Annotated in this window: 12 protein-coding genes, 1 tRNA gene and 2 pseudogenes; 12 read left to right on the forward strand and 3 right to left on the reverse strand. The window is 67.6% G+C overall.

Features of this window, described 5'->3' with window-relative positions:
* Window positions 1–118 precede the first annotated feature (118 nt).
* The 7 genes from ABZ172_RS07105 to ABZ172_RS07135 all read left to right on the forward strand — a co-directional run bounded on the left by ABZ172_RS07105 (window position 119) and on the right by ABZ172_RS07135 (window position 12224).
* Window positions 119–1621, forward strand: a complete 1503-nt coding sequence (locus ABZ172_RS07105; RefSeq protein ID WP_356880995.1) for a methyltransferase — start codon at window positions 119–121, stop codon at window positions 1619–1621.
* Between the two features lie 667 nt (window positions 1622–2288).
* Window positions 2289–2486, forward strand: coding sequence for a hypothetical protein (locus ABZ172_RS07110; RefSeq protein ID WP_356880997.1), 198 nt, complete (start codon window positions 2289–2291; stop codon window positions 2484–2486).
* 280 nt (window positions 2487–2766) lie between these two features.
* A complete protein-coding gene (topA, locus tag ABZ172_RS07115) occupies window positions 2767–5652 on the forward strand; it encodes a type I DNA topoisomerase (protein ID WP_356880999.1) in 2886 nt (961 codons plus the stop codon).
* Between the two features lie 225 nt (window positions 5653–5877).
* A complete protein-coding gene (gene tmk, locus ABZ172_RS07120) occupies window positions 5878–8988 on the forward strand; it encodes a dTMP kinase (RefSeq protein ID WP_356881001.1) in 3111 nt (1036 codons plus the stop codon).
* A gap of 128 nt (window positions 8989–9116) precedes the next feature.
* Entirely contained in the window at window positions 9117–10322 is a 1206-nt protein-coding gene (locus ABZ172_RS07125; RefSeq protein ID WP_356881004.1) for a DNA polymerase III subunit delta', read from the forward strand.
* A gap of 200 nt (window positions 10323–10522) precedes the next feature.
* On the forward strand, window positions 10523–12052 hold the full coding sequence (locus ABZ172_RS07130; protein ID WP_356881006.1) for an alpha/beta hydrolase: 1530 nt from the start codon (window positions 10523–10525) through the stop codon (window positions 12050–12052).
* Window positions 12053–12150: 98 nt separating this feature from the next.
* A tRNA-Thr gene (locus ABZ172_RS07135) sits at window positions 12151–12224 on the forward strand.
* Window positions 12225–12384: 160 nt separating this feature from the next.
* Here the strand turns inward: ABZ172_RS07135 and ABZ172_RS07140 are convergent.
* Window positions 12385–12792: pseudogene (locus ABZ172_RS07140) on the reverse strand (tyrosine-type recombinase/integrase); the annotation flags it as partial.
* Between ABZ172_RS07140 and ABZ172_RS07145 the strand changes: the two are divergent.
* From ABZ172_RS07145 to ABZ172_RS07155, 3 genes and pseudogenes are all read left to right on the forward strand, one after another.
* A pseudogene (locus ABZ172_RS07145) lies at window positions 12770–13407 on the forward strand (DUF3631 domain-containing protein); the annotation flags it as partial. The pseudogenes ABZ172_RS07140 and ABZ172_RS07145 sit on opposite strands and share 23 nt — an antisense overlap.
* A gap of 282 nt (window positions 13408–13689) precedes the next feature.
* Complete coding sequence (locus ABZ172_RS07150; protein ID WP_356881008.1) at window positions 13690–17208, forward strand: AAA domain-containing protein; 3519 nt, start codon at window positions 13690–13692, stop codon at window positions 17206–17208.
* Window positions 17205–18683, forward strand: a complete 1479-nt coding sequence (locus ABZ172_RS07155) for a phospholipase D-like domain-containing protein (RefSeq protein WP_356881010.1) — start codon at window positions 17205–17207, stop codon at window positions 18681–18683. The genes ABZ172_RS07150 and ABZ172_RS07155 overlap by 4 nt, the downstream gene beginning before the upstream one ends.
* Before the next feature lie 367 nt (window positions 18684–19050).
* Here ABZ172_RS07155 and ABZ172_RS07160 read toward each other — a convergent pair whose 3' ends face one another.
* Together ABZ172_RS07160 and ABZ172_RS07165 are read right to left on the reverse strand one after the other, a co-directional pair.
* Window positions 19051–20712 carry a tyrosine-type recombinase/integrase gene (locus ABZ172_RS07160; RefSeq protein ID WP_356881012.1) on the reverse strand — a complete coding sequence of 554 codons (1662 nt, stop codon included), beginning with the start codon at window positions 20710–20712 and terminating at the stop codon, window positions 19051–19053.
* Complete coding sequence (locus ABZ172_RS07165) at window positions 20709–21410, reverse strand: helix-turn-helix transcriptional regulator (protein ID WP_356881014.1); 702 nt, start codon at window positions 21408–21410, stop codon at window positions 20709–20711. The genes ABZ172_RS07160 and ABZ172_RS07165 overlap by 4 nt, the downstream gene beginning before the upstream one ends.
* Window positions 21411–21504: 94 nt before the next feature.
* On the opposite strand from ABZ172_RS07165, the gene ABZ172_RS07170 reads away from it, so the two are divergent.
* Together ABZ172_RS07170 and ABZ172_RS07175 are read left to right on the forward strand one after the other, a co-directional pair.
* Window positions 21505–21735, forward strand: a complete 231-nt coding sequence (locus tag ABZ172_RS07170) for a hypothetical protein (RefSeq protein ID WP_356881016.1) — start codon at window positions 21505–21507, stop codon at window positions 21733–21735.
* Between the two features lie 233 nt (window positions 21736–21968).
* Entirely contained in the window at window positions 21969–23270 is a 1302-nt protein-coding gene (locus ABZ172_RS07175; RefSeq protein WP_356881018.1) for a DUF3631 domain-containing protein, read from the forward strand.
* Window positions 23271–23441 lie beyond the last annotated feature (171 nt).

A 23441-nucleotide genomic window follows, 5' to 3' on the forward strand; every position in this document is an offset into this window, starting at 1 on the left:
CCCCGGACACGCGCACAGCGGCCCGGCAGTCCCCCCGGATGCCGGGCCGCTGCCGCCCGGCCGTCCCCCTGGGCGCCGGGCCGCTGCCGTTGTCGGCGGGAGCGTCCACAATGGTCGGGTGAGTACGACCAGCCTCCCCGCATCCGATCGCGCCGCCCGGCTCCGCGAAGCCCTGATCGCCGCCGCGTTCACCGCCGACGGCCTCCTCGAACGGCTCGGCGCGCCCGCGTACGCCGCCCTCGCCCGCAGCGAGACCGTCCCGGCGCTCCGAGCCGCCCGCGGGAACACGCCGCTGGACACACTGGTGCGGCTGTTCCTCCTGCAGCGCCCCGTGCCGGCTGCCTCGGCCGCCGAAGCCCTCCCGCTCGATGAGTGCGTCGAGGACGGCTGGGCGGTCCACGAGGACGGCCTGGTCAGGGCCACCGTCGACGTCCGCCCGTACGGCGGGCCCGAGGGGCAGGACTGGTTCATCGTCTCCGATCTGGGGTGCGCCGTGGGCGGGGCCGGGGGCATCGGCTCGCACGAGGAGGGCGTCGTCCTGGGCGTCGGAGGGGCCTCCACGACGCTCGCCGGGATCACGGTGCGAAGGCCCGTCACCTCGGCGCTCGACCTCGGCACGGGTTCCGGTATCCAGGCCCTGCACGCCGCCCAGCACGCCACCCGGGTCACGGCCACGGACGTCAACCCGCGCGCCCTGGAGTTCACCCGTCTGACCCTTGCCCTGTCGGGGGCGACCCCCGCCGACCTGCGGGAGGGATCGCTCTTCGAGCCCGTCGGCACCGAGACGTACGGCCTGATCGTGTCCAACCCGCCCTTCGTCATCTCGCCGGGCGCCCGGCTGACCTACCGCGACGGCGGCATGGGCGGTGACGATCTGTGCCGGACGCTCGTGCAGCAGGCCGGTGAGCGGCTGGAGGAAGGCGGTTACGCGCAGTTCCTCGCCAACTGGCAGCACGTGGAGGGTGAGGAGTGGCAGGACCGGGTGCGCTCCTGGGTGCCTGCCGGCTGCGACGCCTGGATCGTGCAGCGCGAGGTGCAGGACGTCACGCAGTACGCCGAGTTGTGGCTGCGTGACAGCGGCGACCACCGCACGGATCCGGCCCTGTACGCCGAGCGGTACGAAGCCTGGCTCGACGAGTTCGAGGCCCGCAGCACCAAGGCCGTCGGCTTCGGGTGGATCACGCTGCGCAAGTCCGCGGCGGCCGTCGGAAGTCCCTCGGTCGTGGCGGAGGAGTGGCCGCACGCGGTGGAACAGCCCCTAGGGGCCGCCGTGGAGGCTCATTTCGCACGACAGGACTATCTGCGGGAGCACGACGACGCGGCCCTGCTCTCCGCGCACTTCACCCTGGCCGAGGAGGTCGTGCAGGAGCAGGTCGGACTGCCGGGCGCCGAGGACCCCGAGCATGTGGTGCTGCGTCAGCACCGCGGAATGCGCCGGGCGACGAAGGTCGACGCCGTCGGAGCGGGGTTCGCGGGAGTGTGCGACGGTTCGCTGCCCGCGGGCCGGATCCTGGACGCCATCGCCCAGCTGATGGCGGAGGACCCGGTGCTGCTGCGCGACCGGACGCCCCAGGCGATCCGGCTGCTGGTCGAGGAGGGCTTCCTGGAGCCCGTGCGGTGACGGCCCGGCCGTCGCCGACCCGCGGCGCCGACCGTCCCCGGCGTCCGAGGTCCCCCGGCCCCGGAGGCCTCACGTCCGGGACGGCCCTCGGTGGCGCGGCGGCTCCCGGCCGACCACCGGGCCGTCCGGCTGTCCGGTAGCCCCACTGCCTCACTGTTCCTGTGTCCCGGCTGCCCCGCGTCCTGACCGCCCCGGGGCCCCGGTGGCAGCCCACGCCCGGTCTCGGCTGTCCCGCCTCTGCCCGGCAGCCCCCGCCCCGCAGCCGCCCCTGCCACAGCCGCCCCCGCCCCACCGTCGCCCCCGTTCCGCACGTCCCGTCGCCCCCGCTCTCCACCTGCGTGCTCCGCACCCGTGCGGAGCACGCGTCCGTACCGCTCCGCTCCGGCGTACCGGAGCAGCCCCTTCCGGCGTCGGGGGGCGGCCCTGCCAGCGGTGTTCCGGTCCCGGTCGCGCAGCGCTCCGGTGCGTCGTGCGGGTTCCGCTACGGCGGTACGCCGGACGGTCCTGCGGCGTTCATCCCGGGTTCCACGCACCGATGCCCCGGGGTGGCAGCCTCCCCCTGCGGAGCCGTCCGGGCATCCCCGACGGCCACGCCGTCCAGCGGGGCGCACGACGGCGCACGGAATCCGCGGCGGAAGCCGGGGCGAAGAGTGTGAGGGGTACGGGCATGGAGAGTGTCACCGCGGTCTTCGCCGGTGCGACGTTCGCGCTGTTCGGTACCGCACTCCTCGTCTGGACAGGGGCGCGCACCGTCCAGCGCGCGCCGGTGGCACGCGGTGTGAGCCCCGTCGCCTCCACCCTTCTGGCCACGCTCTTCGGCGTACTCTTCCTCGTCCTCGGCGTGTGGTGCCTCACCCGCATCTGATCCTCTTCTCCCGCAGGGGCGGCGGGCCGCCGGACGGCTTTCCGGAAGGTTCCCCGGCCGGGCCCCGAAACCCGCAGGCGGCGGCTCCCCGACGAGCGGACCGGGTGGTCCGGGCGGCAGGAATGGCGGAAGTCGGGTTACCGTTCGAGTGGCCGTTGCGGGCTTTTGCCGTTTGACACGGGGGCGGGTTGTACCGTCACACTCCGCAGCGACAGCACCGCGGGCAGCGCCACAGCGCCGCCCGGATGCCCACGAGTGCCGACCGGAGAGAAGAGCGAAGTTGTCCCCGACCAGCGAGACCGCAGGCCGCCGACTCGTCATCGTCGAGTCGCCTGCCAAGGCGAAGACGATCAAGGGCTACCTCGGCCCCGGATACGTCGTCGAGGCGAGCGTCGGGCACATCCGCGACCTGCCGAACGGCGCCGCCGAGGTGCCGGACGAGTACACCGGTGAGGTACGCCGTCTCGGCGTGGACGTCGACAATGACTTCCAGCCGATCTACGTCGTCAACGCGGACAAGAAAGCCCAGGTCAGGAAGCTCAAGCAGCTCCTCGCCGAATCCGACGAACTCTTCCTCGCCACCGATGAGGACCGCGAGGGCGAAGCCATCGCGTGGCACCTGCAGGAAGTCCTCAGGCCGAAGGTCCCCGTCCACCGGATGGTCTTCCACGAGATCACCAAGGACGCGATCCGGTCCGCCGTCGCCCACCCGCGCGAGCTCAACCAGCGCATGGTCGACGCCCAGGAGACCCGCCGTATCCTCGACCGCCTCTACGGCTACGAGGTCTCGCCGGTCCTGTGGAAGAAGGTCATGCCGCGGCTCTCCGCCGGCCGTGTCCAGTCCGTCGCCACCCGCCTCGTCGTCGAGCGGGAACGCGAGCGCATCGCCTTCCGTTCCGCCGAGTACTGGGACCTGACCGGCACGTTTGCCACCGGGCGCACCGGTGACGCTTCCGACCCCTCGACGCTCGTCGCCCGCCTCAGCGCGGTCGACGGGCGCCGCATCGCCCAGGGCCGCGACTTCGGCCCCGACGGGCAGCTGAAGCAGGGCTCCGCCCAGACGCTGCACCTGGACGAGACCGGCGCCCGCGCCCTGGCCGCGGCGCTCGCCGACTCCGCGTTCGCGGTCCGCTCGGTCGAGTCGAAGCCGTACCGCCGCTCGCCGTACGCGCCCTTCCGCACCACGACCCTCCAGCAGGAGGCGAGCCGGAAGCTGGGCTTCGGCGCCAAGGCCACGATGCAGGTGGCCCAGAAGCTGTACGAGAACGGCTTCATCACCTACATGCGTACGGACTCCACGACCCTCTCGGACACCGCGGTCTCCGCGGCCCGGGCGCAGGTCACGCAGCTGTACGGGGCGAACTACCTGCCCGAGAAGCCCCGCACGTACGCCGGCAAGGTCAAGAACGCGCAGGAGGCGCACGAGGCGATCCGCCCCTCCGGCGACCGCTTCCGCACCCCGGCGGAGACCGGCCTCACCGGTGACCAGTTCCGGCTCTACGAGCTCATCTGGAAGCGGACCGTCGCCTCCCAGATGAAGGACGCCACGGGTAACTCCGTCACGGTGAAGATCGGCGGCCGGGCGAGCGACGGCCGCGACGCCGAGTTCTCCGCGTCCGGCAAGACGATCACCTTCCACGGCTTCATGAAGGCCTACGTCGAAGGCGCCGACGACCCGAACGCCGAGCTGGACGACCGTGAGCGCCGGCTCCCGCAGGTCGCCGAGGGCGACGCGCTCACCGCCGACGAGGTCACGGTCGACGGTCATGCGACCAAGCCCCCGGCCCGCTACACCGAGGCCTCGCTGGTCAAGGAGCTCGAAGAGCGCGAGATCGGCCGTCCGTCGACCTACGCCTCGATCATCGGGACCATCCTGGACCGCGGCTACGTGTTCAAGAAGGGCACGGCCCTGGTGCCGTCGTTCCTCTCGTTCGCCGTGGTGAACCTGCTGGAGAAGCACTTCGGCCGGCTCGTGGACTACGACTTCACCGCCCGGATGGAGGACGACCTCGACCGCATCGCGCGGGGCGAGGCCCAGTCCGTGCCGTGGCTGCGCCGCTTCTACTTCGGGGCGGGGGACGACACGGCCGGAGCCGGTGCGGCCTCCGACGCGGGCAACGGTGACGGCGACCACCTCGGCGGCCTGAAGGAGCTCGTCACCGACCTGGGCGCGATCGACGCCCGCGAGATCTCCTCGTTCCCCGTCGGCAACGACATCAAGCTGCGGGTCGGCCGTTACGGTCCGTACATCGAGCGGGGCGAGAAGGACTCCGAGGACCACCAGCGCGCGGACGTGCCGGAGGACCTGGCGCCCGACGAGCTGACCGTGGAGCTCGCGGAGGAGCTGCTGGCCAAGCCGAGCGGCGACTTCGAGCTCGGCGCCGACCCGGTCGGCGGGAACCAGATCGTCGCCAAGCTCGGGCGCTACGGCCCCTACGTCACCGAGGTGCTGCCGGAGGGCACGCCGAAGACGGGCAAGAACGCGGTGAAGCCGCGGACCGCGTCCCTCTTCAAGTCGATGTCGCTCGACACGGTGACGCTCGCCGACGCGCTCAAGCTGATGTCGCTGCCGCGCGTCGTCGGTGAGGACGCCGAGGGCGTCGAGATCACCGCGCAGAACGGCCGCTACGGTCCCTACCTCAAGAAGGGCACCGACTCGCGTTCGCTGACGTCCGAGGAGCAGCTCTTCGACATCACGCTCGACGAGGCCCTCGCGATCTACGCCCAGCCGAAGCAGCGCGGGCGGGCCGCCGCCAAGCCGCCGCTGAAGGAACTGGGCACGGACCCCGTCAGCGGGGCACCGGTGGTCGTCAAGGACGGCCGGTTCGGCGCGTACGTCACCGACGGTGAGACCAACGCGACGCTGCGGACCGATGACAGCGTCGAGGACATCACGCCGGAGCGCGGCTACGAGCTGCTCGCGGAGAAGCGGGCCAAGGGGCCGGCGAAGAAGAAGACGGCGAAGAAGGCCCCGGCCAAGAAGGCGACCGCGAAGAAGGCCACGACGGCCAAGAAGGCGACGGCCGCCAAGAAGACGACCGCCAAGAAGGCCACGGCCACCAAGACGACGGCCGCGAAGAAGACGACGGCCGCCAAGAAGGCCCCCGCGAAGAAGGCCGCCACCACGGCGAGGAGCGCCGCCCCGGCGCCGTCCGAGGAGAGCTGACCGAACGGGCGCCCGGCCTGCGCGCACGGCACCGGGCACCCGCGGGAGCGGGCGTACGGCCGGGCGCGGGACGTCGCCGAGCCGGCCGTCGGCCCTGCCTCCATGCCGTGAGGACCGGGTCGCCCCGGACCTCACGGCATGCGCGTGAGACGGGCCGGCGCCGCTATGGGGCATATGTTCGGACGCGGCCCGCAGGCACCGTGCCGCGCCCGATAGGCTGGGCGGATGACGCGAGCCGAGCAGCCTCCGGTCGTGAGCCCCACCTCCGACACACTTGCCGCAGACTCACGCGAGCGCGCCGTACGAGCCCTGTTGCGTGTTCCCCCGCTCCGGCGGTTGTGGAGCGCCCAGCTCGTCGGCAGCATCGGCGATTCACTCGCCCTTCTCGTGCTGGTTCTGCTGTCGCTGCAGGCGGCGGTCCTCGAGGGCTCCTTCGGGCCCGGATACCGCGGGGCGGCCTTCGCCGTCGCCGCCGTCTTCGGTGCCCGGATCCTTTCCACCGTGCTCTTCGGAGCCGTCCTCCTGGGGCCTCTGACGGCGCTCGTCGCGCCCGGCGGGCCGGTCGACCGCCGGTGGCTGATGATCGGGGCGGACGGGCTCCGGCTCGCCCTGCTGGTCGTCGCGCCCCTGTGGATCGACTGGATGCCGGACAAGGCACTCATGATGGTCCTCATCACCGTGTTCGTGGCGGGTCTCGGTGAACGCCTCTGGGCGGTCGCCAAGGAGAGCGCGGCCCCCGCGCTGCTCCCCGCCCCGCCCCCGGAGGGCGCCGCCGTGCGCCCGCTGCCGGACCACCTCGACGCCCTGCGCAGGCTCTCCCTGCGGACGACCTTCCTGGCGGTCCCCGCGGCCGCCGCGGTGCTGCTGGTCGCCGCGCTGATCGGTGAACTGCTCGGCACCGGCTTCGACTGGTTCTCCTTCCACCAGGCGGCCCTCGGCTCCTACATCGCGGCGGGACTCTTCTCCGCCTCCGTCTCCACCCTGTACTTCCTCGAACTCCCGGCCACCCAGACGCCCCGGCCGCGCTCGCCCCTGGAGGGGCTGCGCCGGCCGTCCGCCGGCACGGGAACCGACAAGGGCCGCACCGGCAGCATCCCGCTGGTCGTCGCCGCGTGCTCCGCGGTCGCGGGGGCCGTCGCCGCCGCTGCCGGCGTCTCCGTGCTCCACGCCTCCGACCTCGGCGGCGGCCCCGCCACCTTCGCCCTGCTGATCCTGGGGCTGACCGGGGGCACCGCGCTCGGTATCCGTACCGCGCGCAAGGTGCTGCCCGCGCTGTCGCGGCGTCGGCTGCTGGCGCTGGCGGTGGCCGTCACCGGGGTGGCGCTCCTCGCGCTGGGCCTGGTGCCGGACACCGCCACCGGCCTGCTGATCGCGCTCCTCGCCGGTTACGCGGCGGGGGTCGCCGCGCACCTCGGGCACACGGTCATCGACCAGGAGACCGAGGCCTCCCGGCAGGCCAGGAACACCGAGCACCTCCAGGCGGTCGTCCGCGTGCTGGTCGCACTCGGCGCGGTGGGCGGCCCGCTGCTCGCCGCCGCGATCGGCCGCCACCGGCTGGGCTCCGGCGACTTCGTCTTCGCGCACGGCGGTGCCGCCTTCGCGCTGATGCTCATCGGCGCGCTGCTGCTGCCCGTCGCGGTGATCGTCCTCGCGAAGACCGACGACCGCTCCGGTGTCCCGCTGCGCCGTGACCTGGGCGAGGCGCTGCGCGGCGGCGACCCGGCGGTCGCTCCCGCGGCGAACGGTTTCTTCCTCGTCCTGGAGGGCGGCGACGGAGCCGGCAAGTCCACCCAGGTCGAGGCGCTCGCCGAATGGATCCGCGCCAAGGGCCACGAGGTCGTCGTGACCCGCGAGCCGGGGGCCACCCCGATCGGCAAGCGGCTGCGTTCGATCCTGCTGGACGTCTCGTCGGCCGGCCTGTCCAACCGCGCCGAGGCGCTGCTGTACGCCGCCGACCGGGCGGAGCACGTCGACTCGGTCGTGCGCCCGGCACTGGAGCGCGGCGCGATCGTCATCTCGGACCGCTACATCGACTCGTCCGTCGCCTACCAGGGCGCGGGCCGTGACCTCGCCCCGACCGAGATCGCCAGGATCTCGCGCTGGGCGACGAGCGGACTCGTCCCGCATCTGACGGTGCTCCTGGACGTCGACCCGCAGACCGCCCGGGAACGCTTCACCGAGGCGCCCGACCGGCTGGAGTCCGAGCCGGCCGAGTTCCACGACCGGGTGCGCTCCGGCTTCCTCACCCTCGCGGCGGCCGACCCGGCCCGCTACCTGGTGGTGGACGCCGGGCAGGAGGCGGAGGCGATCACCACCGTCGTACGCCACCGGCTCGACCGGCTCCTGCCCCTCTCCGAGGCCGAGATCAAGGCTCAGGAGGAGGCGCGCAGGGCGGCCGAGGAGGAGGCCCGGCGCAAGGCCGAGGAAGAGGCGGCGCGCAAGGCCGAGGAGGAGCGCCTCGAGCAGGAGCGGCAGGCTCAGCTCGCCAAGCTCCGTGCCGAGGAGGAGGAGCGCAAGCGCCGCGAGGAGGAAGAGGCGCGGCAGCGCGAGGCCGAGCGGCAGGCGGAGGAGGCCCGGCAGCGCGCCGAGGACGCCCGACGCCGTGCGGAGGAGGAGCGGGCCCGTCTCGAAGCCGAGGACCGGGTGCGCGAGGCCGAGCAGGAGCGGCTGCGCCGGCAGGCCCAGGAGGAGGCACGGCTCCGCAAGGAGGCGGAGCAGGCCCGCCTGGAGAAGCAGCGCAAGGCGGAGGAGGCGCTGCTCAGGTCCGAGGAGGCCCGTCGCCGTGCCGAGGCCGAGGCGGCCGCCCGCGCGGAGAAGTCCGCGGCCGACGCCGCCGCGCAGCGGTCCCAGGAGTCCGGCCGGTCCGGTTCCGGGTCGACGCGGTCCTCGGGGCCGTCCGTTCCGGACAACGAGCTCACCGTTCCGACACCGGTCGTCAACCCGAACGAGATCACGCAGCCCGTCCCGGTCGCCCGGCCGGAGCGGGACGTGGACGAGACCGCTGTACTGCCGCCCGTGCGGGACGCGGACGAGACCGCCGTGCTGCGGCCCGTACGGGACGAGGACCCCTCGGACCGGGTGCCGCCGGGCGTCTTCCGCGAGGAGCGCGGGGCTTCCGGTGCCGAGAACGAGAACGAGCGCACCCGTGAACTGCCGCAGGTCGGCGACGACCCGCAGGCGGCACAGGACGCCCAGGGCCGCCGGAAGCGGCCGCGGCCCGACTGGGCCGAGGAGACGCCCCTCGACGATCTGCCGTCCCTGGCCGACGAACTGCTCGGCGGCCACGAGGACGATCAGGGCGACTCCGGGCGGGGCGGGCGCAAGCCGCGCCGCTGACGGGCGCACGACGCATCCGGGAGCGTGACCGGGAGCGGAGCGCCGGGGCTGTCAGAGCCTTCCCGCACAATGGGGAGGCGACGGAACACCCGGCGTTCCCGCACCACACCACCGGAAGGGCGGTGACCATGACCGTATGGGACGACCTGGTCGGACAGGACCGAGTGCAGGAGCAGCTCGGTGCCGCCGCCGGGGACGCCGATGCGCTGGTCACCGCCCAGTCCGTGGGGGAGCCGGTTCCCCCCGGTTCGAGGATGACCCATGCCTGGCTGTTCACCGGTCCGCCCGGTTCCGGCCGGGCCACCGCGGCCCGGGCGTTCGCCGCGGCGCTCCAGTGCACCAGCCCCGACCGGGCGCTGGGCGGGGCACCCGGATGCGGCTTCTGCGACGGCTGCCACACGGCGCTGATCGGCACCCACGCCGATGTCGAGGTGATCCGCACGGATCTGCTCTCCATCGGTGTGAAAGAGACCCGCGAGCTCGTCCGCCGTGCCCAGCTGTCCCCCGCCGTGGGGCGCTGGCAGGTCATCGTCATGGAGGACGCCGACCGCCTCACGGAGGGTGCGGGGAACGTCCTGCTGAAGGCGGTGGAGGAGCCCGCGCCCCGGACCGTGTGGCTGCTCTGCGCCCCGTCCCTGGAGGACGTGCTGCCCACGATCCGGTCCCGCTGCCGTCATCTCACCCTGCGCACGCCTCCGGTGGCCGCCGTCGCCGATGTGCTGGTCAGGCGGGACGGCATCGACCCGGAGCGGGCGGCCTCCGCGGCCCGCGCCACCCAGGGGCACATCGGCAGGGCGCGCCGCCTCGCCACGGACGAGCGGGCGCGCGCCCGGCGCGCCGCGGTGCTCAAGCTCCCGCTGCGCGTCCACGACGTCGGCGGCTGCCTGAAGGCGGCCCAGGAGCTCATCGACACGGCGGCGGACGACGCCAAGCAGGTCGCGGAGGAGGTCGACGTCAAGGAGACGGACGACCTGAAGGCGGCGCTCGGCGCCGTGGCCGGCGGCCGGATGCCGCGGGGCACCGCGGGGGCGATGAAGGAGCTGGAGGACCGGCAGAAGCGCCGCAGGACGCGTACCCAGCGCGACAGCCTCGACCTGGCGCTGAGCGAACTCACCGGCTTCTACCGCGATGTGCTGGCCCTCCAGCTCGGGTCCGGGACGGCGCTGGCCAACACGGACGTACGGGACTCCCTGGACCGGATCGCCGAGTCCTCCACCCCCGAGCGCACCCTGCGCCGGATCGAGGCCGTGTTCGCCTGCCGCCGTGCCCTCGACCGCAACGTCGCACCCCTGCTCGCCGTGGAGTCGATGGCGGTGGCGCTCCGGGCGGGCTGATCCCTCCCCGGCCGACCCCGTCCGGGCGGGCTGATCCCTCCGGGCGGGCCGACTCCGTCCGGGGCCGATCCCCTCCGGGCGGGCCGAGTCCGGGAGCGGGTGCCCGGCGCCGTGGTCCCGCCCGGTCGGTGAGGCCGGCTGAATTCACCCGTATGAGCAGGGAATCGGTCGACTCGTCACACGGCGGCTACGCTCCGGGGATGGACACCAGGCGCCTGCTCCGTACGTTCGCCATCGCGCTCGGCACTGCCGGCCTTCTCGTCTCCGGCTGTTCCGGCGGAGGTTCGGCGCCGAGCGCGTCGGCGACGGGCTCGGCCGCCTCCGAGGAACTCCAGCCGTACTACGGCCAGGAGCTCCGCTGGCGTGACTGCGGAGTCGAGGGCTTCCAGTGCACCACGATGAAGGCCCCGCTGGACTACGCCGAGCCCGACGGCGGCGACGTGAAGCTCGCCGTTTCACGGAAGAAGGCGACCGGTCCGGGCAAGCGGATCGGCTCGCTCCTGGTGAATCCCGGCGGACCCGGCGGCTCGGCCGTCGGCTACCTCCAGGGGTACGCGGCCATCGGCTACCCGGCGCCGGTCCGTGCCCGGTACGACATGGTGGCCGTCGATCCGCGCGGGGTGGCCCGCAGCGAGCCGGTCGAGTGCCTCACCGGCAAGGAGATGGACACCTACACGCAGGTGGACCAGACCCCGGACGACAAGGCCGAGGTCGCCGCGCTCGCCGCGTCCTACGAGAAGTTCGCGGCCGGCTGCGAGAAGCGCTCCGGGAAGATCCTCCCGCACGTCTCCACCGTCGAGACGGCGCGCGACATGGACATCCTGCGCTCGCTGCTCGGTGACGACAAGCTGCACTACGTCGGGGCCTCGTACGGCACGTTCCTCGGCGCGACGTATGCCGACCTCTTCCCCGCGCGGGTCGGGCGGCTCGTCCTGGACGGTGCCATGGACCCGTCGCTCCCCGCGATCGACATCAACCGCGACCAGACCGCGGGTTTCGAGGCGGCGTTCCAGTCCTTCGCCGCCGACTGCGTGAAGCAGGACGACTGCCCGCTCGGCACGACGTCCACCGCGAACGCGGCGACCGAGCTCAAGAAGCTCTTCGCCGACCTGGACTCCGAGCCGGCGGCGACGGGCGGGACCCGCCGGTTGACGGAGTCGCTGGGCACCACCGGGGTGATCGCCGCGATGTACGACGAGTCCGCCTGGCCCCAGCTCCGCCAGGCGGTCGCCGCCGCGCAGCGCGGCGACGGCTCCGGCCTCCTCGCCCTGGCCGACAGCTACTACGAGCGCGACCCGAACGGCTCGTACCAGAACCTGATGTTCGCCAACGCCGCCGTGAACTGCCTCGACCTCGCCCCCGCCTTCTCCGGCCCCGAAGCGGTGGAGAAGGCGCTCCCGGAGTTCGAGAAGGCATCCCCGGTCTTCGGCCGGGGGTTCGCCTGGGCGGCCCTGAACTGCGCTCCCTGGCCCGTGGAGCCCACCGGCACTCCGCACCGCACGGAGGCCGAGGGCGCGGCCCCGATCGTCGTCGTCGGCACCACCCGCGACCCGGCCACCCCCTACACGTGGGCGAAGTCCCTGGCGGACCAGCTCTCCTCCGGCACCCTGCTGACCTACGAGGGCGACGGCCACACGGCGTACGGCCGGGGGAGCGACTGCATCGACACGGCGATCAACACCTATCTGTTGGACGGCACACCTCCCGAGGACGGCAAGAAGTGCACCTGACCTGCGCATACGGCCGCGGTGACGGGTGGTGCGGAGCACCCCGCGAAACTGTGTAGACTTGGCCTCGCTGCTGACCGCACCATGGTGTGACAGAGCGTGCCGCCTTAGCTCAGATGGCCAGAGCAACGCACTCGTAATGCGTAGGTCTCGGGTTCGAATCCCGAAGGCGGCTCAGTCAAACCCCAGGTCACATTGCCCGTGACCTGGGGTTTTTTGTTGCTCTGGGCGTGACGGGGGACGCGGTCGGGGTGTCGTGGCTTTGCTTGCGTGAGCGATGCGTGAGCGGAGCGGGCTGGTGCCCTACCTCTTGCGCTTCTCCGCTTGCCCTTCCTCTTGGCCCTGGCCTCGGCCGTATTCTTGTCGACTTGCGGCAGGAAGCTCTGGCAAATGTCCCGCGTTATCCGAGTGTCACCGTGCTCGAGCGTGACCGACACGATCTTCACGTCGATGCCGGCGGCGAGCATGAGTGAGACCGCGCCGTGCCGGAGGTCGTGCAGTCAGATCGGCGGGAAGCCGAAAGCGGCGACGAGGCGCTCGAAGAGGTCGGTCAGCTTCCCAGGATGGAGCCGGGAGCCGTCTTCCCGGGTGAAGACCATGCCGGTCTCGACCCAGGCTGATCGCCACTCCTCGCATTCAGCGTCCTGCTGCGCGCGGTGCCGCCTCAGAACGTTGACGGTGCCGTCGTCGAGCGCGACCACGCGGAAGCCGCAGTCTGTCTTGGGCTCGGAGGTCTCGACCTCTCACCTGCGTTCTCAGGTAGCCCAGTTCGTGATCCTGCCTTCCCGGCAGGCGCTGGATGCGGTGACGCTGTGGGTGGCGGCGCCGCACCTGCAGCCCCCGTGGCAGCATGCCCCGCGTCTGGCGGTGGTCGGGCCGGCGAAGCGGTGCGGCAAGTCGCGGCTGCTGGAGGTGCTGATCGAGACGGTCCACGAGCCGATGCTCACCATCAACACCACGCCCGCGGCCGTCCTCCGCTCCATCACCGACGAACCTCCCACCCTGCTGGTGGACGAGGCGGACACCATCTTCAGCACCTCGAAGATGGCGGAGATGCGGGGCATGCTCAACGCCGACCACCAGCGCAACCGCATAGCCGCATGGACACAGCCGCTGCTCGATGAGGCCGCCGGCCGGGAACCGGTGATGCCGGTGGACCGCGCCCCCGACACCTGGGAGCCCCTGGTGCCCGTCGCCGACCTTGCCGCCGGGCCCTGGCCTCGCCTCGCCCGCGCGGCGTGCGCGCAGATGGTGGCGGCCGAAGCGGCGGCTGAGGAATACCATCCAGCTCAACGCGGATCCTGGCCGAGATCCGCCGGGTCTTCGCCGCCAAGCGCGAGGTCGACAGCTTCTCCAGCAGGTCGGCTACCTGTGAGGCCGTCGGGTCCGTGACGGTGGTGCACAGGCGGAACCTGGCGATGGGGAACGTCCGCGTGACGCAATCGCCCCGCTTCCCTATGACCCGCAGTCCTGGCGCGGAGCTCGGCGGTCACACGTTGCTCGTCAGAAGAGTGGCCAGGGCGGTTGCCTTGAAACCCGGGTACACAGTGCATCTGTGCGGTACAACAGGTATGAACTCTGCTGTCACGTCGCAGATTCAGCGTGCAGCAGGGGGAGTCGCGGCGGCTTAGCTGGGGGTAATGAATTTGCCGATCATCGCAGATCGATTCGCTCTGCCTAGCTCTCCTGTCAGCGAAGGAGGGCATGCGAAGCTATTTAAGGCAGCAGACCTTGAGAATGATAATTCATCAGTGGCAGTCAAGATCTTCAATCCTTCAAAGGTCTTGGATGATCGCGTTCTGCAAGCTGCCTGGACTAACGAACTGAGTGCTTACCAAGCGCTTGGAGATCATGCAAATCTTGCCCGGCTGATCGACTGGGGCCGCTGCAACGACGGATGCCCGTACCTCGTTTTCGAATGGCTAGATCAGGATCTTCTAGCAGCACTTGATGACCTCCAGATTGAAGGATGGGACGATTTCTGGCCGGTGGCCAGAGAAATTCTCTCGGGGCTTGCTGTCATCCATGCGGAGGGGTTCGTCCACAGAGACGTAAAGCCGGAGAACATACTCATGTCTGCGACTGGCGGGTACAAGGTCGCCGACTTCGGCACTACGCGACTTGCGGAGACTGTCAGCCTCGGACTCACCATGGCCCCGTTGGGGACGGTGCCGTATTCGCCGCAGGAGCGAGGAACTCGGACGCCCACGGCGTCGTATGACCTTTATTCTTTCGCTGTCTTGGTGCTTGTCTGCCTTACAGGTCGAGTTCCAGCTGATGAGGAAAATGTACTATCTGGATTTGCGAACCTAGACCTACCACCGGAAATTGCCAAAGCGCTAGCACCATGCCTATCGGACAATCCAGACGATCGCCCTCCGAGTGCTGGTGTGCTGAAAGCCCAGCTGGAGGAAATTCAAAGTCGCCGGGAGATGCGACGTGCACCTGAAGTTGAGATTTTTTTGGACTTCCCTGATCAGGTGCTACAAGCCTTCCTGAAACAGTACAACGTATCGATGTCCAAGAGCCAGGTCTTGGACGACATCCGGGAAGTGGGTGCGCTGGCTTTCGACGGACGTGCGGGAGCGAAGCCAGATCTCCAACTGTGCGGACAAAGATTCATGTTGCGTCTCCAAGAGCATCGGACCCGTCCAGGTCTCCTGCGAGTTGTTCGCGTACAACGTGCCCCTGCACAGGTGCTTGAGCTGGCGCGCTCAACGTGGTATCGCCCACGTCTCAAGTTGCGAACGAGCTCACCAACAGATGCGCGCAATGCAGCAAGAGAGCTTACAGAACTTCTGGAGTTGGTAACTGAGAAAGACGGCGAGCGGGCGCAGAGAGAGGCGGCCGCAGCCGATGCAGATGCATTCTCTCCGTGGCGCTCTTCTCTGAACGCCAAGTTTGCTCTTGAGAATGAGCGGGGCGTTCGTGTCAAATATGACCAATATCGGCGAGACGGGAGCAGAGTTCGATTCCGTGTTGAGGACGCCACGGGGGTTGAAATTGGTGAAGCGCGACTGATTAGGGAAGGAAGCAGGAGGGTACTCTTCGGAGAAGTTGAAGGGATCGAAAATAATGACGTGATTCTCTATGTCACCAGTGTCCGCGGGGGTAGCAATGCACTCCCCCGGCGGGGCTACCTAGAGTTCGACTCCGAAGCGTCAAAGTCCAAGCTGAAACGAGAAAAGGATGCACTTGACCGCATAACTAATCGAAGGTCGGTTCGTGCAGACCTCCGCGATATCTTGCTTGATCCACGTAAGAGCGCCGTACCGCAATCAGTAACTGTAGAAGCGTACATACAGCAAAACCTCGATGAAGCAAAAAAGGCTGCAGTCGCTGCCTCGCTTGGTGCGCGGGACTTCCTTTTGGTGCAAGGTCCGCCTGGAACGGGAAAGACGACATTCATCGCAGAGATGGTGGCCCAGCATCTTCGGCGGAGCCCACAGGCAAGGATCGTACTGACCTCGCAGACGCATATCGCACTGGACAATGCGTTAATGCGTATTGCTGAACTTGATCCGTCGGTAGTTCTACTTCGCCTCGGACGTGCAGACAGACTCGCCAAGGACGTGGAGCCCTTGTCGGTTCCTACACAGATGGACTATTGGCGTCAATCTGTGGTTGAGCAAAGCCGGCTGTTCATCAAGGAGTACGCGGCCAGACTTGGGATCGACCTAGATTCTGCAGATCTGAAAAATGCTGCCACAGATTTGCAGCGCCGCCACGACCGCGTTCAGATAATTGAGCAGAAGCTTCGAAACTCGCAAGAGGAGCGAAGGAAGCTCGTATCGGAAATCGATAGAGTCAACGCCATGGCTGCCCCCCTCCTAGAAGTTGCCTCAACGATCGAAGCAGCTGCCGGGAAGGGAGTAGGAACTGATCTTTCTGTTGCGGCTGAGCGGTTTATCGAGGTAGGTCTCGATCTTGCTTCGAAACTCGAAACTGGAGGGCCGCTGGGGCAACGCCTCGTGGAGATGGAAGCGCTTCTTGTTGGTATGCGAGAGGAACTCAAGCTGCACAAAGAGCAGCGAGAAAGTATTCGAAACTCGCTAGTCGAAGGGCTCGCCTCTGACCCCAATCTTGCCACTGACGATCTAATTGCGACGGCGCTGAAGCGCTCAGCTGTAGACGACCCACGCTTGGCCAGTCTTCAACGCATTGCTTCAGAGTGGGAGGAAAGGTTCGGCCGTGGGAAAGACTTCACGGCTGTCCTTATAGCTCGTGCTCAGGTCGTAGCTGCGACATGTGTCGGGCTTACAGGCGTCCCTGGAGCAGATACATCACCATTCGATCTCTGCATCATTGATGAAGCTTCGAAAGCGACCGCGACGGAGGCATTGGTTCCCCTTGCGAACAGCCGTAAATGGGTGCTGGTAGGTGACGATAAGCAATTGCCGCCATTCGTGGAAAAGGCCCTGGAAGAACCTGCCCTTCTCGACAGGTACAAGGTTACTCGACAAGAGATGCGTGAGACATTGTTCTCAGCATTGTCAGAGCGACTGCCTGAACCGTGTCGTTTCTCGCTCACGCATCAACACCGCATGCATCCTTCAATTGGGCAATTGGTCAGCCATAGCTTTTACGATGATACGCTCACTTCGGAGCCGCGACAGATATCGCCTGTGATTGAACGAGCGCTGGGAGCTACGGCCGTGTGGCTCGATACCAGCAGTAGAACAGACAGGCGTGAAAATCGAGCTGGTAAGAGCGTGAAAAATAAAGGTGAAGCGCGAGCGATTGCCAAATTGCTTGACAGGCTTCAATGGGTTGCCAAACAGCAGTCCACGGAGCCTCTGAGCGTCGCAGTTCTAACTGGTTACGAAGCTCAGAGGAGGGAAATAGTCGAAACGCTTGCTCCCGGCGAATTCTCTCGCGACTTGCTCAAAGTGCGGGTTGCCACAGTCGATTCATACCAAGGGCAGGAGGCTGACGTTGCAATTTTCAGCGTGACCAGATCCAATGAAAGGGATGAACTAGGGTTCCTGCGAAGCGAGGAACGAGTCAACGTCGCCGTTTCACGGGCACGTGACTCTCTGGTCATAGTGGGGGATGCAGGGTTTATTGATTCCGTTCCAGACATCGACAACCCCTTGAGGCGGGTGCTTTCTTACATGCGCCGATCTGCTGACTGTACCGTGGAAATGGATGCATCATGACAGAATCAGCAGTCGAAGAGATCGTGCGGCGCTTGTCCAAGCGGCCCGGTTACAGGTTGGCTACGTACAGGGAGGTTGGTCTTCCCTTCTGGGACGTGCCTATACGTTGCCGCCTCCTGCGCAGGAAACCCGTCGGTGTGCTTGACGAGTTCGTCCTTAAATGCATTCAAGCCGACCTAAGAAATAGTGCTGACGTCGCGAGATTCCTCGGCATACCGGAGCAGGTAGTGCACACGATCATGGGGAAGCTCGTTAATTCAGGCAGCCTTGCTGCGGTCGCTACAAGCACGTCAGAGATCCACTATGCGGTCACCGAACACGGCCAGAAGGTGCTATCTGATCTTGCGGAAATCACTCCGGAGGAGCGTACGCTACGGTTGGCTTATGACGGCCTAAAGCGGACGTACACCGTTATTGATAAGGTAATGCGCTGGCGGCCTAGAGATCTACGTCAGTACGACATCCTAGAAATACCCGCATTCCCTGTAGATCCGCCGTCGGTCGGTCCGGGTGACACTAGCAGCATTGGTTCAGCTCTCCGTGACGTCACTGAAGCCTCCGAGCATGAGCTCTTGACGGTTGTGGCGTTGGATGGGAAAAGGGAAAAATTCTTCGTTCGCGCCATCTCCCTGGTTTTTCAATCGGTAGATCGACCTGAAGAAATCCATGTAAGTTTTGCGATTGACGGAAGAGTGAGCGAGGAGCATGATCTCGCCTTCGCTAAGGCGGAAGGTCTGAGGAAAGTAGGGATAGTTGGGCAGATCACAGATGGTAACTCTCCCGAGTCCCTGCTCAGTGATGAACTGCTCAAACAGTGCACAGACGAGTCCGAAGTGGCGGTCATTAGGCGTACGACTGAGCGCTACAGGAATCAATTGTCGGCTCTGGAAGAGAAAGCAGCCGTCGTATCGCACGAACAGAGGGAAGAATTCGTCGACCAAGCAGCAGAAGTTGCTAGGCGCCTCGACGAGGCCGAGACCGCACTAGAAGGAATTCCTGTCCGCGTGCTAGAGGTGCATGAGCATGCGCCACTACTAGCTAGAGCTTTGCTCTCATCCAATAGTAGGCTTCTAATCATCTCGCCATGGATCCGTGCGGCGATCGTCGATAAGGAGTTTCTGGATAACCTTCGTAAACTTCTTGCGGCCGGCGTCAATGTTGTAATCGGATATGGAATCGGTGACGATAAATCTGCGCGAGAGCGTGATCGTCAAGCAGAGGCACAGCTGCAGAGGCTGGCGACCGAGTATGAGAGCTTCACTTTCTCGCGTCTGGGAGACACCCACGCTAAGGTTCTGGTATCGGACGACTCTTACGCCGTGGTAACGAGTTTTAATTGGCTTTCTTTCCGAGGGGACCCGAACCGCCCATTCCGTGATGAACGCGGAACTATGATCACTATCAAGCCCGAAATAGACCGTTTGTATTCGGACTACCTTGATCGGGTTAAGTCGTTGCCAGAGTCAAGTAAATGATGCGCAGAGGCAAGGGCGCCGGCTCCTGATTGGTCTCTGCGTGGGTGGCACGGGTGGGCCACTTCGATCAGGCAGGACATGCCAGCCCCGCCGAGCGCATAGCAGATCAGTAGTTCGGGTCTCGGTGCTCAGCGATGAAGGCCGGCCCACGCTGTGTGCTGTCGAACCCACGGTCTGCGTGAAGTCATAGGATCGGCAGGCTGCATGTCGCTGACCAGCCGAAAACGGATCGCCGAGCACGACTCAGAACGCATCGTCACGATCTTGCAAGCCCGTGTGACCTGGCCTTTTGTGTTGCTCGGGGCAGGTGACATCACACGGTCTGGGTGCCGCGACTTTGCTTGCTTGAGCGGAGCCGCTCGGGAGCCTAGTTCTTGGGCTTAAGGTGAGTTGCCTTCTTGGAGCCCTTGGCCTGGGCTTTCGCTTTGTTCTTCTTCGGCTTGCTGCCCTTGCCAGCGTCGGCCTCGTTGGCTGCAGCCTTCCTGGCCTTCTGCTTCTTCGCGGCCTTGCGCGCAGCCTTCTCGGCCTCGACCTTGCGCTGGAGGGGAACGAGCTTCGCGGTGGCCTCGGCGGCGCTCTTGCCGACATGGGGGAGCACGCTCTGGTAGATATCACGCGTGATCCGGGTGTCGCTGTGCCCGAGCGTGTCCGAGACGATCTTGATGTCGATACCGGCGGCGAGCATGAGGGTGGCCGCGCCGTGCCGCAGATCGTGCAGGCGGATGGGCGGGAGGCCGGAGGCGGCGACGAGGCGCTCGAAGAGGTCGGTCACCTTGCCGGGGTGGAGCCAGGAGCCGTCTTCCTGTGTGAAGACGTGGCCGGTCTCGATCCAGGCTTTGCCCCACTCTTCGCGGGCCTTGTCCTGCCGTTCTCGGTGGTGTTTTAGGACGTTGACGGTGTCGTCGTCGAGGGCGACCACGCGGGAGCCGCTCTCGGTCTTGGGATCTGACGCTTCCACTTCCCAGCCGTCCTGCAAGAGTTGGGAGGAGACGGTGAGGAAGTGGGTGTCGAGGTTCGTCTCCGACCACGGCTGCCCGCACGCCTCGCCACGGCGCAGGCCGCGGAACGCGATCAGGTGCCACATCGCGTACAGCCGGTCCTCGGCGACGAAGTCGAGGAAGGCGCCAGTCTGTTCCGGCGTCCAGACCATCACGGGCGAGGGCTTCTCGCCCGTCTGCTCCCACTTGGCGACCCGCTCGTCGGTCCACACGAGCGCCTTCGGCTTGCGTACGGGATCGATCTCCACGTGGGCGGCCGGGTTGAACGTGATGATCTGCTGCCCGATCGCGTCGTTCAGAGCCGCGCGAAGGGTCGCCTTCACGTGCTGACGGGTGGCGGGGCCGGTGATGCGCCGGAAGGGCGGCATCTCGTCGATCGCGGCCTTCATCGCCTTACGGCGGGCACGGTGCTCTGCGCCCTTCCATGGGATGGTCGCCAACTCGTCGCGTGCGGCTCGGCGTTGGGTGTTGTCCTCCAAGATCTGGGCGTTGGCGTCGCGGATTTCGGTGAACATCTCGCTGAGGTGGCTGACACGTAGTCGGTCCAGGCGCCGGTCGCCGATGCGCGGCTTCAGGTGGACGCGGATGTCGGTCTCGTAGCGGTTGAGGCCGGACTTGCGTATGCGCTTGCCGGCCAGCCAACGGTCGAGCCATTCGGCGACGGTCAGGCTGCCGATGAGGTCCTGACCGGAGTTGAGGCGCCGCCGCGTCTCCTCGACCTCGGGCAGAGGAGACCGCTCGCGGCTGACCTCGGCCAGCATCTCGGCGATGAGTTCGGTGCCCTCGGGGTCGTCCGAGTCGGCGAGCCCGAGGAGCCCGCGTACGTGGTCGAGATCGACCTGGGCCGCCTTGAGGTTGCCGTATCCGCCACGGGCGAAGGAACGACGGGTGCCGTCCTCGCGGGGTGAGAGCTCTTGGCGGACGGAGTAGGTGCAGTGGTTCCTGCTGTTGCGCTTTGGGCAGGAGATGCCGAGTTCCTTGCCGGTCTTCGGGTCGCGGCAGGAGCAGCGGCGATAGGTGGAGCCCTTCAAAGATCATTCTCCTCGGTGGTGTCGGGGTTGGTGCCGGTCGATTCGATGGCGCTGATGACGTCGGGCCACAGGTATGGGGGCGTGACGCCCTCTTCCTCGATGAAGGCGCGGACCCGGTGCAGGCGTGTCTTGGCCTTCTCGGCGGCTACGGCGGCCTGCGCTTGAGCTCGCAGGGCCTCGGCCTTTCGATCTGCGTTGTTGGCGGTCTTGGCCTGGTAGCGGGCGTGCTCCTCGTCTTGCTGTGCGCGGCGCATCTGCTCCTGCGCGGTGTGGTGGGCGCGGAAGTAGCGGAGCATGTCGTCGTCCGCGCCGAGGGCGGTCTCCTCCCCGGTGAACCAGCGCAGCGCGTTCAGCGACGTGGTCGGGTGCTGAAGTGGAAGGCGTTGAACGTCCTCGACGTAGCCGACGGGATAGAGCAGGCAGATGGGCGGGGTGTTGAGCGCCTCGGCCAGCACCATGACGTCTGCCAAGGGCAGGTTGGAGCGGCGCCCGGACTCCATGTTGGCGATCACGTTGCGGGGGATCGGGTGGCCGATCTCCGCGCATTTGTCGGCCAAGTCCTGCGCGCTCCAACCCAGTTCCTTCCGTCGTCTGCGGACCTCGCCGGCCACGGTGGACATGACCTGGTCCACCCACTCCGGGACGTCGTCCCCGTCGTCGGCCTTCTTCTCTCTAGGATGACTACGGTGTTGTGTCATAGAGACACATTAGCTCGCTTAGCGTTGATTCCAAGACCTGGAGACGGACGCGGAGGTCGCGTTCGCCGTGGGCTCAGTCATGGATGGAGTGCGCATGCGCGAGAACGACGACGCCGGATGGGCGAAGGGGATGAGTCGCGAGGAGCTTCTGGGGCTTCCGGCGGCCGTTGACCTGGAGACGGGTAATCGGGCGCTGGGGCTCGGTCGGAGCAAGGGTTACGAGCTGGCCAAGCGTGGCCAGTACCCGTGCAGGGTGCTTCGACTTGGGAATGCCTACCGGGTGGTGACCGCAGACTTGTTGGCCTTGCTGGGGCTGGCCGCGTGAGGCGTCTGATGCGCCATCGACCATTCTGCGCTGAGCTGACACAGGAACGCTGGACTGTGGCATGGCGTGGACGTACTGTCCGTGGTCGCTCGCGGTACCGAAACCCCCGCGAGCAAAGGGAGAGCCTCCGGCGGTGCAACGCCGGAGGCCCCGAGACTCCCCAGCAATCCCGTGAGATCCGACCCGGCGGCAGGGGCGTGCAAGCCCGGTACCGCCAGACGAGGAGCCGCCCAGTGCAACCTGAGAACCCCGACTCCTATTCCGCCTCCTCCCGAGCAGCCTGGCCCACCACAGCCATCCCCGGCCGGCCCGGCGCCCACCTGCGTCCCGCCCAGGCTGACGGTGCCACAGCGGACGCGTACGACGATCCGGCCGACGGCAGCAGCGAGGCGGACCCGGCGAAGGGCCTGGAGAACATTTCCGACGCGGAGCCGACGCCGGGATCCGAGCTGCTTAATGAACTGCGCTCCCAGATAGCCCAGTTCGTGATCCCACCCTCTTCCGAGGCGCTGGACGCGATCACCCTGTGGGTGGCGGCGACGCAGCTCCAGCCCGCGTGGCAGCACGCCCCACGACTGGCAGTGGTGGGTCCTGCGAAGCGGTGCGGTAAGTCGCGGCTCTTGGACGTGCTGACCGAGACGGTCCACGAGCCGATGCTCACCATCAACACCACACCAGCGGCCATCTTCCGCTCGATCAACGAAGAGGAGCCGCCGACGCTGCTGGTGGACGAGGCCGACACCATCTTCGGCCCCAAGGTCGCGGAGAAGAACGAGGAGACACGCGGCCTCCTCAACGCCGGCCACCAGCGCGGCCGGTACGTCACCCGGGTCGTCGGCAACGACCACACCCCGCACAAGTTCGCCACCTTCGCCATGGCGGCCATCGCGGGCATCGGTGACCTGCCGGACACCGTCATGGATCGATCGGTCGTCATCCGCATGCGCCGCAGGGCCGAGGGCGAGAAAGTCAAACCCTTCCGCTCGCGACGCGACATCCCCGCTCTGCACGAACTGCGCGACCGCATCCGCGCCTGGGCCCTCCCACTGCTGGAGGACGCCGCGATCCTGGAGCCGGAGATGCCGGTCGAGGACCGAGCCGCCGAAACCTGGGAGCCCCTGGTGATCGTCGCCGACCTGGCCGGCGGCCGCTGGCCACGGCTCGCGCGGATCGCGTGCGCACGAATGGTCGCCGCCGAGGTGGCGGCCGAGGAGGACCACCCGAGCGGGGCGCGCATCCTCGCCGATATCCGACGGGTCTTCTTCGCCCAGCGAGAGGCGGACAGCCTCTCCACCGAAGACCTCCTGCACCACCTGAACGCGGACGCAGAAGCACCGTGGGGAGAGCGTGGACGCTTCGGCCTGACCTCCCGGGAGCTCAGCGGGATGCTGCGGGACTACGACATCCGGCCCGGCAATGTACGCATGGCCGACCGGACGCAGCGCAAGGGCTACATGCGCAACAAGTTCCTCGATGCCTGGCGGCGGTACTGCCCGACCGTCTACCCCATCGACGCTCGTCGCAGCGAAGACTGACCCTCACCTCCCTGGTTCCCGTACTTGCCGTCCCTGCCGTGATCGTGCAGGTCAGAGCACACGCCAGCAAGACGGTGACCGAGGGCAAGACGGCAGCGCACACGCCCAAGAACGTGCAGCCCGCAGGGGACGGCGTCCAGATCCGTCTTGCCCCGTCCCAGGCGTCCTCGC

Source organism: Streptomyces sp. NPDC006296 (assembly GCF_040613235.1).
Taxonomy (GTDB): Bacteria; Actinomycetota; Actinomycetes; order Streptomycetales; family Streptomycetaceae; genus Streptomyces.